Here is a 15,329-nt window from a genome sequence, read left to right as displayed (position 1 = left end):
ACGCTCAGCCCTCGATCTTGCGCATGCGGGCGTGCACGGCGTCGATGGTGGGCCCGGCCAGTTCGTCCACGATCATCCCGTCGGCCAGGAACAGCACCCGGTCGGCGTACGCGGCGGCGGCCGGGTCGTGCGTGACCATGACCACCGTCTGCTGGTAGTCGTCCACGGCGGCGCGCAGAAAGCTCAGCACCTCGGCGCTGGAGTTCGAGTCCAGGTTCCCGGTGGGCTCGTCCGCGAACAGTACCTCCGGCCTGGTCAGCAGCGCCCGCGCGACGGCGACCCGCTGCTGCTGGCCGCCGGACATCTCGGAGGGCCGGTGGCTCAGCCGGCCGCGCAGGCCGAGCGCGTCCACGATCGTGTCGAACCAGCCGGGCTCCACGTCGCGGCCCGCCAGCCGGCCGGTGAGCCTGATGTTCTCCTCGGCGGTCAGCATCGGCAGCAGGTTGAACGACTGGAAGACGAAGCCCATGCGGTCGCGGCGCAGCTCGGTGAGCCGGGTGCGGGACAGCTGGGTGAGGTCGGTCTCGCCGACCCTGATCGTGCCGGACGTCACCACGTCCAGACCGGCCAGGCAGTGCATGAACGTCGACTTGCCCGACCCCGACGGGCCCATGATCGCGGTGAACTCGCCGCGGACGAACGCGGCCGAGACCCCGCGCAGCGCGTTGACCGCGCCGTCGCCTGATCCGTAGGTCTTGGCCACCTGCGAGGCGACCATCACCTGGCCCGCCCCGGTCATCGCGCTCCTCCCGCGTGGCGGGGGAGCGGGCGCGGCGCGTCCTGCCGGGCCGTGGCCTGGCGTGTGCGGCTGCGGGTCGGCTCGGGCATGACGATCTCTCCTGGTCGGCGAATATTTGAACTCCTGCGAGATAATCTCACTGTGAGACTATATCGGATGGGACTACAGTGGGCGCATGCTCCAAGATCTGCTCGAGCGCTTCCTGGCCGGAGAGGGCGGCCCCGCCGCCGACCATGTGGGGCTCGGGATGTTGCTGGCCGAGGTGCACAACCAGAGCCGGGAGCGGCTCAACCAGGCGCTGCGCCCGCTGGGCCTCAATGTCCGCACGTTCGCCGTGCTGCTCGCGCTCCCGATGTACGGCCCGGTCAGCCAGCGTGATCTCATCGACCGCCTGCGCATCGACAAGTCCGCGATGGTCCGGCTCATCGACGAGCTGGAGGCTCGCGGGCTGGTCGCCCGCGAGCGGGCGCCGCAGGACCGGCGGGCCTACTGCATCGTGCTGACGCCCCAGGGCGAGCAGACGCTCGCGGCGGCGCGGCAGGCCACCGACCGGATCGGCGGCCACCTCTTCGGGCCGCTGCCGAAGGCCGAACGCGGGCTGCTCGTCGAATTGCTGCGCGGCGTGGCGGAACGCGCCGCCACTTCTTCGCCGGACGCCAGTTCTTCGCCGAGTGCCGCTCCTTCGCCGGGCGCCGCTCCTTCGCCGGACGCCAGTTCTTCCCCGGGCGCCACTGCCCCCCGCTGAACGCCGCGGCCCCCGCTCAGCGCTGCGGCCCCCCGCTGACCTGCGCCCCGTGCGAGGAGTGGTCAGGGGTCACTTGCGGTCGCCCGTTATGGCGACATTTCGGTATTGACACCCTTCGGGCAAGATCCGTAACGTGTCGGGTAAAGGCCGAAATTTAGGGCGCTCTTGAACGCCTTGCGGAAAGGAAAAATGTGCGACGCAGACTGGCGAAAGTCGCTTCGATCCTCCTCGCGACAGGATTCCTGACGGCGGGAGGCACCTTCCTCGCAACCACCTCCGCACAAGCGGAAACCACCCGTGCATCGAATGTCGCGGCCCCGCCGGCCGTATGGGTGGACTACAAGAACTACCTCGACTACGAGGCCTGCCGGCAGCAGGGCAGGGAAATGCTCGGCGGCGGCGTCGTCATCGCCTACAAGTGCGATTGGGACAGCCCTTACTTCATTCTGCGCGTACGCATCGAATAGGTGCGGAAAAGGTCCCGGTCAGGGCGGCGAAAGGTGCTCCGCCGCCCTGACCGGGTTTCATTCTCTCAGCGGTAGACGCTCAGCAGCCAATAAGGGCTGTCCCATGAGCAGTCCCAGTCCTTGATGATTCCGGCGTTCAGGAGTTCGCCGCCCTCGCGGGCGCACGCGGCGTGGGTCGCGTAATTCTTGTACGGTGACCAGCCGGCCGCGGCCTGCGCCTGCCACGTCGTTCCAGCCGCCGCTGGAGCGGCTGAGAGGAAGGTTGTTCCGGCTGCCAGGAATGCCGCCGCCATAAGCGTCGAGGTTGCTCGCGCCAGTCTACGTCGCACGCTTTTCCTTTCCGCGGGAAACCGATTATTCGGCTTTTCAGGACACGCTACGGATCTTCACGGAGATCTGTCAACGCTGGATTTCGGACAGCACTTCGCCTGATCACCTTCCCGTATCGGCTGGCCGATCGCTCTTGCCGCCGGTCGCGCCCGCGTCCGAAGGTCGAGAAGGATCGGGGGAAGGAGAGGCGGGAATGCGGGCGCCGCTGGTCGTGAAGCGGGCCCTGGACGAGCCGTTGCTCCTGCTCGGCGCGTTCGGGGCGATCCTCCTGGCGACGACCACGCTGGTGGCGATGACCATGTACGCCGCCGCCGTCTCCGGCGCGGGCGTGCGCGAGGCGGTGCGGGACGCCCCCTACCGCCAGACGAGCGTCACCGTCACCGCCCAGGTCGACGCCACGACCTTCCCCCAGTACGACCGCCTGGTCCGCGACCGGCTGACCGAGACCTTCGGAGCGCCGCCCGACGTCACCACCAGCCTGCGCTCCGACTCGTACGTCATGCCGGGCGAGGACGACGAGGAGCTGCCCGGCCTGCTGCGCTTCGGCAGCCACGACGGGCTCGACCGGCACGCCACCCTGGTCGCCGGCAGGTGGCCCCAGGCCGGGGAGGACACGGTGGAGGCGGCGATCTCGGAGCCGGCGGCCACGGCCACCGGGTTCGAGGCCGGTGAGGAGTTCGTCACCAGGGCGCGCGGCGACGGCCACCCGGTCGAAGTCCGCGTCGTCGGCGTCTTCCGGCTCGACGACCCGCTGGGCGAGCGCTGGGCCGGCGAGGAGCTGCTGAGCCGGGGCGTGGAGCGCGGCGAGTACACCACGTACGGGCCCCTCACCGTGACCCCCGAGACCTTCGTCGCCGGCTTCGCCACCCGCGTCAGGGCCGTCTGGGCGGCCGAGCCCGGCTTCGGCACGCTGACCGCCGAGCGGCTGCGCCCGCTGGCGGCGGCCGTCGGCGGGCTGAGCCGCGGGCTGCCGGCGGCGGGCTGCGTCACCTGCCTGACCGCCACCGAGCTGCCCGCGCTGCTCACCCAGCTCGACAGCGCGTCCCTGGTGACCCGCTCGGTGCTGCTGATCTCGATGCTGCAGCTCATCCTGCTGGCCGGCTACGCGCTGGTGCTGACCGCGCGGCTGCTGACCGACCACCGCCGCATGGAGACGGCGCTGCTGCGCTCGCGCGGCGCGGGCACGGGCCGGCTGGTGGCGCTGGCGGGCGGCGAGGCCCTGCTGATCGCGCTGCCGTGCGCGGTGGTCGCGCCGCTGCTCGGGCCGCCGCTCATCGCGCTGATCGGCCTGCTGTCCGGGACTTCGGTGCGGCCTGAGCCGGACGCGGGGGCGTACCTCGTCTCGTTCGGGGTGGCGCTGGCCGCGGCCGTGCTGCTGGCGCTGCCGGCCGTGGCGGGCGGGCGGCGCACGTACGTGCAGGAGCAGTCGGCGCGCGGCCGTGGCCTGCGGCGCGCGCTGATCCACGGCGCGGGCGGCGACCTGGCGCTGCTGGCGGCGGCCGGGCTGGCGATCTGGCAGCTGCAGCGCTACGGCGGCCCGGTCACCGCGACGGCGGCGGGCGGGCTCGGCATCGACCCGCTGATCATCACGGGCCCCGCCCTGGCCCTGCTCGCGGGCGGCCTGCTGGGGCTGCGGCTCGTGCCGCGCGTGTCGCGGCTGGCCGAGCGGGTCACCGCGCGCCGCGCCGGCCTCGCGCCCGCGCTGGGCGCCTGGCAGGTGAGCAGGCGGCCGCTCAGGTACGCGGGCCCCGCGCTGCTGCTGACCCTGGCCATCGCGATCGGCGCCATCTCCCTGGCCACCACCGCCACCTGGCAGACCTCGCACCGCGACCAGGCTGACCATCAGGCGGGCGCCGACCTGCGGCTGCGCGGGCCCTCCGAGGGCCCTGAGCTGGGGGTGCTCGGGCGGGGGACGGCGTTCGCGGCGCTGCCCGGTGTCACCGCCGCCTCGCCGGCCTTCCGCGCGCAGACCGAGGTGGGCGGCGAGAGCGCGCTGCTGCTCGCGCTGGACGCGGGCCGGCTGCCCGAGCTGCTCCACCTGCGTCCCGACCTGTCGGCGAGGACCGTCCCGCAGCTCGCCGCCGCGCTCACGGGTGATCGGGGCGGCCGGCTGGAGCTGCCCGGCAAGCCGCGCGCCCTCACCGTGCGGGCCGACGCGCGCGCCGCCGGTCCCGGCAGGCTGGTGCTGTCCGACGCGCTCGGCGTCTGGCACGACCTGCCGCTCGGCGAGCTGCGAGAAGGCGCCAACACGGTCGAACTCGACCTGGCGTCGCTCGCGGGCCGCTCCGGCACGATCACCTATCCGCTGTCCGTGCGCGGCCTCGCGGGGGCGGGGGACCCGCGGCTGACCGGGCTGAGCGCGGACGGCGGTGACGTCCCGGTGAGCGGGGCGCTCGGCACCGCGCGCAGGCCGCTGCCCGTGGTGCTCACGTCCGGCCTCGCCGCCGCGCTCAAGCTGGCCACGGGGCGGTCCGGGGAGGTGCGCTTCTCCGGACTGGTCGTGCGGATCGAGGTCGTGGGCATCGTGACGAGCCTGCCCACCAGCGACGCCGGGCAGGAGGCCGTGCTGGCCGACTGGGAGTCGCTGCACGCGTACGAGCTGGCCGCCGCGCAGCCGTCCAGGCCCGCCACCGAATGGTGGCTCGCCACCCCCGACTCGGCGCCCGCCAGGCAGGTGCTGCGCCGCAACCCGCAATGGGACGTCACCGCGGTGGACCGGCACGAGCTGGCGGCGAAGCTGCGCGACGACCCGCTGGCCGGCGCGCTGCGCGGCGGGCTGACGCTGGGGTTCGCGGCGGCGCTCGGCTTCGCGGTGCTCGGCTTCCTGGTGAACGCGGTGGCCGCCGCGCGGGAGCGGCGGGCCGAGTTCGCCGTGCTGCGGGCGCTCGGCACCGGGCTCCGGCAGATGGCCGGGCTGCTCGCCACCGAGCAGGCGTTCGTCATCGGGTTGTCGCTCGCGTCCGGCACCGCGCTCGCCGTCGCCGTCGGCGGCCTGGTGGTGCCGCGGATCGTGCTGAGCGGGCAGGCGGCGGCGGTGGTGCCCGACGTGCTGTTCCGGTTTCCTTGGGCGTCCGTGGCGGTGCTGCTGGCGGTGGTGACGGCGGTGCTCGCGGTGATCGTCGCGGGGCTGGCCAGGCGCATGTGGCGGGGACAGAGCTTGGAGGAACGGTGAGGATCCCCCTGGGCGTCCGCACGCACGCGGGCACCGTCGCGCTGCTCGCCGTGCTGACGGCGGTCGCCTGCCTGCTGGTCTCCGGGCTGCCGCGGACCATGCAGGCGTCGTACGACGAGGCGCTGCGCAGGTCGCTGGCCGGGGCCGACGTGACGGCCGCCGATCTGACCGTCACCGGCGCCCCGGCGCAGCAACCCGGCGAGCTGCACTCGCGCGCCGAGTTCGCGTACGCGGCGCGGCGCTGGCGCGCACTCGTGCCGGCCGCGCTGCGCCCCCTGACCGGGCCGGGCGGCCACATCAGCGCCAAGACCTTCCGCACGCCCGCCGATGGGAAGGGCCCGATCCGCGAGTTCGTCAACCTCGGCTGGCTCTCCGACGCCGGCCGGCGCGTGGACTGGGTGCGCGGCCGTGCCCCGGGCGCGCCCACCACCATGCGGTACGCCGGAGGCACGATCCCCGTCATCGAGGTGGGCGTCGTCGAGGAGGCCGAGTCCCGGATGGGGCTGCGCGTCGGCGAGACCAGGCTGCTCGGCGAGAGCGTGCACACGGCCGTGCGCATCGTCGGCGTCTTCCGCGCCAAGGACCCGGCCGACCGCGCCTGGGGCCACGACGCCGACGTCCTGCACGTCACCCACGCCGTGCCCGCCGACGGGCCGGAAGAACTGCACACCACCACGCTCATGGCGGACGCCGGGCTGGCCGCGCTGGCCGACCCCACCCGCAACCTCACCTACCGCTGGGTGTTCCCGCTCGACCCGCGCGCCGCGAACGCCCTGTCCGCGCCCGGCGTCCCCGCCGCGGTCGCCGAGTTCCGCCGGCAGGTGGACGTCCAGGGCACCGGCCTCATCAGCTACCGCCTGGCCACCGGGCTGCCCCAGCTCGTCACCGCCTTCCTGACCGCGCTCGCCGCCGCCCAGACCGTCCTGTACCTCGTGCTCGGCGGGCTGTTCGCGGTCGCGCTCGGCGTCATCGCGCTCGCCGCGCGGCTGCTGACCGACCGCATGGAACGCACGCTCGCCCTGGCACGGGCGCGCGGCGCCGCGCTGGGGCAGGTGGTGGCGCCGGGGACCGCGCTGACCGCGCTCACGACGGGGCCCGCCGCGCTCGCCGGGTACGCACTGGCGTACCTGCTGCCGGGTCCCGCGCCGCCGATCGTGCACATCGGGCCCTTGGCCGTGGTCGTCGTCACCGTGGCCTTCGCCGGGACGCGCGTGGCGCTCGCCCACCGCACCCCGCTGCGCGAGCGGCGCGGCGACCTGGCCGCGGTCCGGCCGTCCGCGCGGCGCGTCACGGTGGAGGCGCTGGTCGTCGTGCTCGCGCTGGCGGGGGCGTACCTGCTGCGGGCCAGAGGGGTGTCGGGGACCGCGCAGCAGGATCCGTACCTGCTGGTGATCCCCGTCGCGCTGACGCTCGCCGCCGCGCTGATCACCCTGCGCTGCCACCCCTACCCGCTGCGGCTGCTCGTCCGGCTGGCCGCGCGCGGGCGGGCCGCCGTGCCGTTCCTGGGGCTGGCCAGGGCGGCCAGGCAGCGCGCCACGGGAGCGCTGCCGGTGCTGATCCTGCTGCCCGCGCTGAGCCTGTCGGTGTTCGCCGCGGTGATCCACGACGGGATCACCGCCACCCAGCAGGTCGCGTCCTGGCAGAAGGTGGGCGCGCCCATCAAGCTCACCGCGGCCGGCCTCACGCCCGAGACGATCCAGCGGGTACGCACCGCGCCCGGCGTCGAGCGGGTGGCCCCCGCCATGACCGGCCGCGCGCAGATCACGGGCACCGGCGAACAGCCGTACGTCGTCGCCGTGGACCTCGCCCAGTGGCGGCGGGTGAACGAGGGCGCCCCGATCAGCCTGCCCGCCCTGTCAGGCGGCACGTCAGGCGGCACGTCCGCGCTGGTCTCGCCCGCGCTCGGCCCGCGCGGCACCTTCGACCTCACCTGGCTGTCACCCGTACGCCTGAACGCCGAGGGCGTCATCGACGCCGTGCCCGGGTTCTACTCCAGCGGGCAGTTCCTCCTCGTGCCGTGGGAGGTGCTGCCCTGGCACGCGGCCGACACCCTGCTCATCAAGGGCGACATCAGCCCCGCCGAACTGGCCCGGCTCGTCCCGTCGGCCACCATCGAGACGCAGGAGGCGGCGCTGCGGGCCATCCAGGCCGATCCGCTGACCGGGACCGTCCGGACGACGATGGCCGTGGTGACGGTGGCGCTGGGGGCGTACGCGCTGGCCGCGATCGTGCTGTCGCTCGTCGCCGGGGCCGAGGGGCGGGCGCGGACGGTGTCGCTGCTGCGCACGCTCGGGCTGTCCGACCGGCAGGCCAGACGGCTGACCCTGCTGGAGCTGCTGCCCGTCGTCGTCATCACCGCGCCCGTGGGCGTGGCCCTGGGCATGGGGCTGCCCGCCGCGCTCGGCCCCGGTGTTGACGTGTCGGTGTTCGCCGGCGGCCTGCCCGTCGCCGACCACACCCCTGGCCTGCTCACACCCGTGGCGCTGGCGGCGGGGCTGGCGCTGTGCGCGGTGGCGGGGGCGTACGCCCACACCGCCATGACCCGCCGCCGCGAACTCGACGCCGCACTCCGCGTCGGCACCGACTGACCGGACTCGAGGGGGACGCGGCCACGGGCGCGGACCGACGTGGCTCGCCGGCGTGCGGTCGCGGTCTGACCGGGCATCAAGGGGTGCGGCGGTCGCGGTCGCGAACCTCCTGCGGAACGTCATGCGCTCCGCCGGCTCGAGCCCGCTGGGCGTGAGCTGCGCCGGTTGGGGCCTGCTGGGCGTGAGCTGCGCCGGCCTGAGCTGGGGCCTCCTGGGCGCGGTCGTAGGCCTGCTGGGACGCCGACACGTCGCCGAGGTGCGTGACCGCCCATTCCTGGAGCGCGCGCAGCGGCTCGCCCAGGGTGCGGCCCGCCTCGGTGAGCGCGTACTCGACGCGGACCGGCACCTCCGCGTACACGGTCCGCCGCACGAGCCCGTCCCGTTCGAGCCCGCGCAGCGTCTGGGTGAGCATCTTCTGCGAGATGCCCTCGATGCGCCGGCGGAGCTCCGAGAAGCGGGCGCTGCCGTCCTGGAGTGCGCCCACGATGAGCACCGTCCAGCGGTCTCCGATGCGGTCGAGGATGTGGCGCGTCGGGCAGTCGGCGCGGTACGGGCTGCCGTGCAGCACCGTCTCGGATGAGGTGGTTACCACAAAGTGCCTTCTTCCCGTTGGAGAGCTGCACTCGTACGGTAATCGCAGCGCCTCCTCCGGCGCCATCCCCCTGGAGAAAGGCATCTCATGTCCCGTATCACCGTCGTCGGCGGCACCGGCTACGCCGGGTCGGCCATCGTCGCCGAGGCCGCCGCGCGCGGCCACCAGGTCACCGCGCTCAGCCGCTCACTCCCCGCCGCACCGGTTCCTGACGTCCACTACGTTCAGGGCGACGCGACGGACGAGGCGACGCTGGCGGCGGCCGTCAAGGGCGCCGACGTCGTCGTGGCCGCCCTCGCCCCGCGCGGGCCGCTGGCCGGCGCCTTCCGCGACGTCAACCGCACCCTCGCCCGCCTGGCCGACACCGCCGGCGCCGCCCTGTACGTCGTCGGCGGGTTCTCGTCGCTGCGCCCCGCGCCGGGGGCGGACCGTTTCGTCACCGATCTCAGCCACATCCCCGCGGAGCTCCACGACGAGATCCGCGCCGGAGCCGCCCTCATCATCGAGGACCTGCCGGCCACGCCCCCGACCCTGGACTGGGTCTTCGTCAGCCCGGCACTCAGATTCGGCGCCCACATGCCCGCCGAACGACTCGGCCGCTACCGGCTCGGCGACGACGTCGCCGTCCAGCCGGAGGACGGCGGCGCGATCTCCGCCGCCGACTACGCCCTCGGCTTCGTCGACCTCATCGAACAGTCCGACCACCACAGAACCCAGGTCAACCTGGCCGCGTAACGCGGGTCTAATTGGCCGTTGTGTCTAACTGGCCGCACTGCGTGCGGCCGGCTCGGTCGCCCTTGATGCCGTCGCCTGCCCCCGCTCTGGTCGCTGCGCTCCCGCCGCTCCTCCAGGCGCCGGCGGCTCCCTCGCGGGTCTGATTGGTCGCCTCATCCAGGCAACGGCGGGTTCCCTGCCAGTGGGTGGTCAGTGGGGGGTCAGGGGGCGGTCAGTGGGGGGCGGGAGGGTCGGGGGCATGAACATCACTCAAGTCGCGGGCGGCAGGCAGGACTTCCAGCTCGTGCGTCACATGACCGTACGGGGCGGGCAGATCGGGATCGGCAGGCGGCTCACCGACGAGGCGTTGCGGCTCGGCTGGCGGCCCCGTCCGGTGGACCCCACGGTGAACCGGGCCAGGCGGACCTGGTTCGAGCGGCACTGGCCGCAGCACCACGCCAGGATGGACGGCGCGGCCGAGGCGCTCGGCCTGGACCCCGACCAGGACGAGCTGGCCCTGGACGGGCTCGGCTACGTCCCGACCGGCTCCGCCTGCTCGGCCCTGTGGGTGCCGCCGTCGGCGTCGGCGGACGGTCACGGCAGGATGGCCCGTAACTACGACTTCTTCACCCTGACCGCGAGCGAGTTCAACGGCGGTACACCGGGGCCGGACGAGCTGCCGATGGCCGCCCGCCCGTACGTGATCACCACGATCCCGGACGACGGCCTCGCCTCCACCGTGATCACCATGTCGGACCTCGACGGCTGCATGGACGGCATCAACGAGGCGGGGCTGGCGGTGACGCTGCTGATCGCCGACATCGAGAACACCGAGCCGCCGCAGGACACCACCCCGCAGGTCGGCCTGAGCAGCCTGCAGCTGCCCCGGTTCCTGATCGACACCTGCGCGACCGTGGAGCAGGCCAAGCAGGCGCTGCTCTGCGCCAAGCAGTACGACCACGGCGCGCCGCTGCACTACCTGGTCTCCGACGCGCACGGCGGCGCCTTCGTGTGGGAGCGCGGCGCGAACGGCACCGAGCACATCGTGGAGGTCGGCGACGGGCCGCTGTGCGTCACCAACCACCAGTTGCACCGCCACCCCGACCCGATGGCGCTGCCCGCCGACACCGAGGAGACGCTCGGCACGTACGGCCGGCTGCGCGCGCTGTACGAGCACAGCAAGGGCGTCACGATGTCGGAGCGCGACATGTGCGACGGCCTGGAGGCGGTGCGCGCGCCCGAGTTCGGGCCGTTCCGCACGCTGTGGCGTACGGTCTTCGACACCACCGAGCGGACCCTGTCGAGCTCCTTCTATCTGGGGGACGGGCGGTACACCGACGAGCTGGTCTTCAGCGCCCGCCGAGGGTGACCTGTGGCGTATGGGACCGTCCTTTACCTACGTTTGACACTGGTAGCAAAGGTGCATAAGTTGCACCGCACCACGTGTGTGGCGATCTTCGTGCCCGGTGCGGCGCGGCGAGCAGCCACCGCGCGACAGCTGGACGACGTTAGGAACGGCTCTTATGCGCAGACTCAACCGGGCCGGCGTGCTCGCGCTCACCAGTGCGGCCGCCCTCGCCGGATCCCTCCTCACGAGCGCCCCCGCGCAGGCGGCGTCGTCGCCCATCGCCGCGTGCGGCAGCAGCTATCACGTGATCGACAAGCACAGCCTGGGCGGCGCCACCGTCTACCTGCTCTACAACGGCAAGACCAACTGCGTCGTCACGTGGCGCAACAAGCCCAGCAGCAAGCGGGTCTACCTCAAGGCACTGATCCACCGCGAGCGCCAGCCGTGGAAGGTGGACGGCGGCAAATTCACCACCTACGCCGGGCCCGTCAAGATCGACGCCAGGGGCTACTGCGTCCAGTGGGGCGGCGACTACGGCAAGAAGCAGTGGACCTCGAAGTTCGGCCACTGCGGCAAGTGATCCACACCGCCTGAAGGTGCCCCGGCCTGAAGTGGCTCGGCCTGAAGTGACTCGGGTCGCCTAAGGGGCGGCGAGTGGCGGGGCGCCGGCCCACTCGGGCAGGGGCTCGCAGCGGGCCCGCCACTCCTCCGGCAGGCGCGTGGCCGCGTCGGCGGCCACGATGCCGCCGACGATGGCGCACGTGGTGTCCACGTCGCCGCCCGCCACCGCCGTCGTCCACAGGGCGCTCTCGTAGTCGTGGCGGTGCCGGGCCGCCACCCACAGCGTGAACGGCACCGTGTCGTGCGCCGCGACCTGCCGCCCGTTGCCGAGCATGCGGGCGGCCAGCCCGGGATCGCCGATGGTGAGCAGCCGCCTGGCCTCGGCGATGCCGTCGCGCACCATGCCGGGCGGCACGTGCTCCGCGACCCGGTCGAGGAAGAGCCCCGCGGGCAGAGCGGGCTCCGCCGCGGTCACAGCCACCGCCACCGCCACGGCGACGGCGCCCGCCACCGCCTCGGGATGGGTGTGCGTGACCAGCGCCGACAGGGCCGCCTGGCGGGCCGCCTCCGCCACGTCACCGGCGAACCAGGCGCCGAGCGGCGCCACCCGCATCGCGGCGCCGTTGCCCCATGAGCCCTGCCCGTCGAACAGCTCGGCCGCCAGCGCCCGCCAGTCGCCGCCTTCGCGCACCAGCCTGAGCATCCGGTTCGTCGCCGGGCCGTAGCCCCGGTCGAAGTCGTGGCGCGTGGCGAAACCCGACGCCAGCTCGTCCTGGTCGACGCCGCCGCGATCGGCCAGCACCCGGTAGACCGAGCACGCCATCTCGGTGTCGTCCGTCCACTGCCAGGGACCTGGCGGCAGGCGGCGTGCGGAGAGCGCGGGACGGTTGGCGGGGACGAAGAACTGGGAGCCGAAGGCGTCGCCGAGCGCCAGTCCGTGCAGGGAGGCGGCGGCTCGCGCGAGGAGCTGACCTGACATCGCCTCCCATTATGGGACAGCTACGATCACGCCGCCTCGGCGCTGAGCGTCGGGGCCACCGGGCGCCGGGCCGCCAGCCGGGCGGGCAGGGCGACCAGCGCCGCCGTCACCACCACGGCCGCCGCCGCCACGGCGAACAACCCCCACGCGGGCGGCGCCACGGCGTTCCTGGCGCTGAACAGCAGGTTCATGAACGCGCCCAGCGGCACGCCGGCGAGCGCGCCCGACACCGCGGGCAGGAGCTGGGCGACGGACAGCCCGGCGGCCACCTGCCCGGGGGTGGCGCCGACGGCCTGGGCGATGGCCAGGTTCAGGCGGGCGTCCATGGCGGTGGTCCAGGTGAGGATCAGCGTGTTCACCACCGCCAGGACGACGATCAGCACGGTGACGGCGAGCAGCACCTGACGGTCGTGCTCGCCGCGCAGGTTCGGCAGGGCGGAGGAGCCGTTCAGGCCGTAGCCGCGGTCGTGCTGCGCCTGCAGGGCCAGCAGGGCGATCAGCGTGATCACGGTGACGGCGGTGGCGCACGCCTGCAGCACGGCGCGGCCCGGCCTGCGGGCGGTCAGCCGCAGCCCGAGCAGGAGCGGCGTGGGCAGCAGCGTGGACAGCGCGGTCAGCCAGGGCCGGTGCCGCGGGCGGCGCACGCCGGCGCCCAGTGCCGTGACGGTGGCCGTACGCAGGGCGTGCAGCGTGGGACGCAGCGTCGACAGCACCGCCACCACGACGGCCAGCACCGCGGTCGCGACCACGGCCGAGCCGGTCAGCGTGACGTCGCCGATCCTGCTCGCGGTGGGGCTGGCGATGGCCGGCATGGCCAGCCGGGCGGCCACGAGCCCGAGCACGTTCCCCGCCACCGCCAGCACCAGGTACTCGGTGAGCAGGACGGTGGCGATCACGCCGGGCGTGGCGCCAACGGCCTTGAGCAGCCCCGCCCTGCGCGTCTGCTCGGCCGTCCGCCCGGCGGCCAGCGCGGCCACGCCGGTGACGGCCAGCAGGTCGAGCAGCCACCCGCCGAGCACCAGGATCGGCTGGCTGTTCCTGAGGATCACCATGTCCTGCTGCGCCTTGAACCGCCAGGAGTGAAAGTTCACCCTCACGGCGTCGAGCTCGTGGTGGGCGTCGCGGAAGGTGTCGGCGGTGGCGGGGTCGCGCAGCTTGAGATCCACGGCGGTGGTCACCTTGAGGTCGCGAGCCTCCGCCAGAGCCCGCGCGTCGGACGTGGTCAGCCAGGCCAGCCCGCTGTAGTCACTGGGACCGCCGCCGGGCCCGATCTGCGCCGCCCACGGGTAGATGGAGGTGGCCGCCGTGACGGCGACCCCGACCACGGGGTACGTCCGCCCGGCGATCGTCACCCGATCACCGGGCCCGGCTTCCAGCGCGGTCGCGAACCCCCGTTCCAGAACCAGGCCGCCGGGACGCACCCACTCGCCCGAGGTCACCACCGGCCGCTCGACGGCGGCGGGCCGCTCGTCGATGGCATGCACCACGACGGGGGACTTGACCCCGTCGCGCGCGCTGAGCTCGCCGTAGACGATCCGGTACGGCCCCCGATGCGCGACGACCCGCGGATCCTCCGTCAACGAGGCCAGAGCCGGTGCCACGGCAGGGCCGGACTCCCCGGAAAGCACCACCACGTCGGGCCCAGCGGTGGCGGCACGCGTCTGCGCGTAGAGGGAGTCGCTGACACCGGGCAGAGACACCCCCACGGCCAGCGTCGCCGTGGCCACCGCCACCGCCAGCAGGAGCAGCACCCCCTGAACGCGATGCCGCCGCAGATCCGCCCGCACCAGCCGCGCGACGAGCACGAGAGAGCTCACGGCGGTCAGCCCTCCAGCCCGATGAGGCCGCCCAGCCCGCCCAGCCACCGGCCGCCGGTGCCGGTCATGACGGTGTCGCCGACGAACATGCCGTCGCGCATGGTGATCAGCCGGTCGGCCGTGGCCGCCACGCGCTCGTCGTGGGTGACGATCACCAGCGTCTGGCCCGAGCCGCGCAGGTCCTCGAAGATGCGCAGGATGTCGTTGGTGGCGGCGCTGTCGAGGTTGCCCGTCGGCTCGTCGGCGAGGACGACGCGCGGGTCGTTGACCAGGGCGCGGGCGACGGCGACGCGCTGGCGCTGGCCGCCCGACAGCTCCGACGGCAGGTGACGGGCGCGTTCTGCGAGGCCGACCCGTTCGAGAAGGCCGGCCGCGCGGCGTCTGGCCTGCCGGGGCGAGCGGCCGGCGAGCAGCGCGGGCAGCTCGACGTTCTCGGCCGCCGACAGCTCCTCCACCAGGTGGAACGCCTGGAACACGAAGCCCACGGAGCGCCGCCGCAGCCGGGCCAGGGCCCGCTCGCTCAGCGTGTCGATGCGCCGCCCGTCCACCCACACCTCGCCCTCGGTCGGCCGTTCGAGACCGCCCAGCAGGTGCAGGAGTGTGGACTTCCCGCAGCCGCTCGGCCCCATCACGGCCAGCGACTGCCCCTCGGGCACCTCCAGGTCGACCTCGTCCACCGCGCGTACCCGGCTCTGCCCTTGGCCGTGCGTCTTCACCAGGCCGCGGGTCTGCACCGCGATCATGCGTCCTCCGTCCCGGCGCCGGGTGTCCAGGCGCGTTCGCAGACGTCGAGCCAGCGCAGGTCGGCCTGCAGCCGCAGCACGACCCCTTCGAGCAGCAGGCCGGCCCCCGACCCGGGCGGCTCGGCGAGCGCCGCCTGCTGCGCCTCGCGCAGGCGGCGCAGCAGCTCGCGGCGCTGCGCGGCGACCAGCTCCACCGGGTCGGCCAGCCGGGCCGCCGCGGCGGCGGTCAGCTTGAGATGGAACTCCGCGAGGTCGGGCTTCGGCCAGCCCACCTCGCTCAGCCAGGCGGTCACCCGCTGCTGCCCGGCCGGCGTCAGCGCGTAGACCTTGCGCTCGGGCCGGTCGGGCAGGCCGTCGGCACGCTCGCAGACGACGAGCCCCGCCTTCTCCAGGCGGGACAGCGTCACGTAGATCTGACCCCGGTTCATCGCCTCGCCGAGCGGGCCCAGGCTGCGGCGCAGCCTGGCGTGCAACTGGTAGCCGTGCGACGGCTCCTTGGCGAGCATCGCGAGCACCGCGTCCTGCATGGTCGCT

Annotated in this window: 14 protein-coding genes; 7 read left to right on the top strand and 7 right to left on the bottom strand. The window is 73.9% G+C overall.

Annotated elements, in window-relative coordinates:
• Nucleotides 1–4: 4 nt before the first annotated feature.
• Nucleotides 5–739, bottom strand: a complete 735-nt coding sequence (locus ACFFR3_RS00645; RefSeq protein ID WP_345388393.1) for an ABC transporter ATP-binding protein — start codon at nucleotides 737–739, stop codon at nucleotides 5–7.
• Nucleotides 740–914: 175 nt separating this feature from the next.
• Between ACFFR3_RS00645 and ACFFR3_RS00640 the strand changes: the two genes are divergently transcribed.
• On the top strand, nucleotides 915–1,484 hold the full coding sequence (locus ACFFR3_RS00640) for a MarR family winged helix-turn-helix transcriptional regulator (RefSeq protein ID WP_345388391.1): 570 nt from the start codon (nucleotides 915–917) through the stop codon (nucleotides 1,482–1,484).
• 191 nt (nucleotides 1,485–1,675) lie between these two features.
• On the top strand, nucleotides 1,676–1,951 hold the full coding sequence (locus tag ACFFR3_RS00635; RefSeq protein WP_379482421.1) for a hypothetical protein: 276 nt from the start codon (nucleotides 1,676–1,678) through the stop codon (nucleotides 1,949–1,951).
• A gap of 65 nt (nucleotides 1,952–2,016) precedes the next feature.
• Here ACFFR3_RS00635 and ACFFR3_RS00630 read toward each other — a convergent pair whose 3' ends face one another.
• Nucleotides 2,017–2,280 carry a hypothetical protein gene (locus ACFFR3_RS00630; protein ID WP_379482420.1) on the bottom strand — a complete coding sequence of 88 codons (264 nt, stop codon included), beginning with the start codon at nucleotides 2,278–2,280 and terminating at the stop codon, nucleotides 2,017–2,019.
• Nucleotides 2,281–2,474: 194 nt separating this feature from the next.
• Here ACFFR3_RS00630 and ACFFR3_RS00625 point away from each other — a divergent pair, with 194 nt between their 5' ends.
• Complete coding sequence (locus ACFFR3_RS00625; protein ID WP_379482419.1) at nucleotides 2,475–5,453, top strand: FtsX-like permease family protein; 2,979 nt, start codon at nucleotides 2,475–2,477, stop codon at nucleotides 5,451–5,453.
• Nucleotides 5,450–8,041, top strand: coding sequence for an FtsX-like permease family protein (locus ACFFR3_RS00620; RefSeq protein ID WP_379482418.1), 2,592 nt, complete (start codon nucleotides 5,450–5,452; stop codon nucleotides 8,039–8,041). The genes ACFFR3_RS00625 and ACFFR3_RS00620 overlap by 4 nt, the downstream gene beginning before the upstream one ends.
• 76 nt (nucleotides 8,042–8,117) lie before the next feature.
• Here the strand turns inward: ACFFR3_RS00620 and ACFFR3_RS00615 are convergent, their stop codons facing one another.
• Complete coding sequence (locus tag ACFFR3_RS00615; RefSeq protein WP_345388372.1) at nucleotides 8,118–8,633, bottom strand: winged helix-turn-helix transcriptional regulator; 516 nt, start codon at nucleotides 8,631–8,633, stop codon at nucleotides 8,118–8,120.
• Nucleotides 8,634–8,720: 87 nt separating this feature from the next.
• Between ACFFR3_RS00615 and ACFFR3_RS00610 the strand changes: the two genes are divergently transcribed.
• The 3 genes from ACFFR3_RS00610 (at nucleotide 8,721) to ACFFR3_RS00600 (ending at nucleotide 11,275) form a co-directional block, all read left to right on the top strand.
• On the top strand, nucleotides 8,721–9,368 hold the full coding sequence (locus ACFFR3_RS00610; protein WP_345388370.1) for an NAD(P)-dependent oxidoreductase: 648 nt from the start codon (nucleotides 8,721–8,723) through the stop codon (nucleotides 9,366–9,368).
• A 238-nt stretch (nucleotides 9,369–9,606) separates the two neighbouring features.
• The gene (locus tag ACFFR3_RS00605) at nucleotides 9,607–10,716 is read left to right on the top strand and encodes a C45 family autoproteolytic acyltransferase/hydrolase (RefSeq protein ID WP_345388368.1); all 1,110 of its coding nucleotides are present in this window, start codon (nucleotides 9,607–9,609) and stop codon (nucleotides 10,714–10,716) included.
• A gap of 154 nt (nucleotides 10,717–10,870) precedes the next feature.
• The gene (locus tag ACFFR3_RS00600) at nucleotides 10,871–11,275 is read left to right on the top strand and encodes a spore-associated protein A (protein WP_364370994.1); all 405 of its coding nucleotides are present in this window, start codon (nucleotides 10,871–10,873) and stop codon (nucleotides 11,273–11,275) included.
• 60 nt (nucleotides 11,276–11,335) lie between these two features.
• Here the strand turns inward: ACFFR3_RS00600 and ACFFR3_RS00595 are convergent, their stop codons facing one another.
• Genes ACFFR3_RS00595 through ACFFR3_RS00580 form a run of 4 tightly spaced genes read right to left on the bottom strand, consistent with a single transcriptional unit; the run spans nucleotide 11,336 to nucleotide 15,322 of the window.
• Entirely contained in the window at nucleotides 11,336–12,235 is a 900-nt protein-coding gene (locus ACFFR3_RS00595; RefSeq protein ID WP_345388364.1) for an ADP-ribosylglycohydrolase family protein, read from the bottom strand.
• Between the two features lie 26 nt (nucleotides 12,236–12,261).
• Nucleotides 12,262–14,052 (bottom strand): ABC transporter permease, encoded by a 1,791-nt coding sequence (locus ACFFR3_RS00590; RefSeq protein ID WP_379482417.1) that lies wholly within the window; start codon nucleotides 14,050–14,052, stop codon nucleotides 12,262–12,264.
• A 5-nt stretch (nucleotides 14,053–14,057) separates the two neighbouring features.
• A complete protein-coding gene (locus ACFFR3_RS00585) occupies nucleotides 14,058–14,795 on the bottom strand; it encodes an ABC transporter ATP-binding protein (RefSeq protein WP_345388360.1) in 738 nt (245 codons plus the stop codon).
• Entirely contained in the window at nucleotides 14,792–15,322 is a 531-nt protein-coding gene (locus tag ACFFR3_RS00580) for a PadR family transcriptional regulator (protein ID WP_345388358.1), read from the bottom strand. The genes ACFFR3_RS00585 and ACFFR3_RS00580 overlap by 4 nt, the downstream gene beginning before the upstream one ends.
• Nucleotides 15,323–15,329 lie beyond the last annotated feature (7 nt).

Origin of the sequence: Nonomuraea salmonea (genome assembly GCF_042428605.1) — a bacterium.
Classification (GTDB): Bacteria; Actinomycetota; Actinomycetes; order Streptosporangiales; family Streptosporangiaceae; genus Nonomuraea; species Nonomuraea salmonea.
The sequence above is the reverse complement of the archived record's forward strand: the minus strand, read 5'-3'. Positions and strand labels throughout refer to the sequence as shown.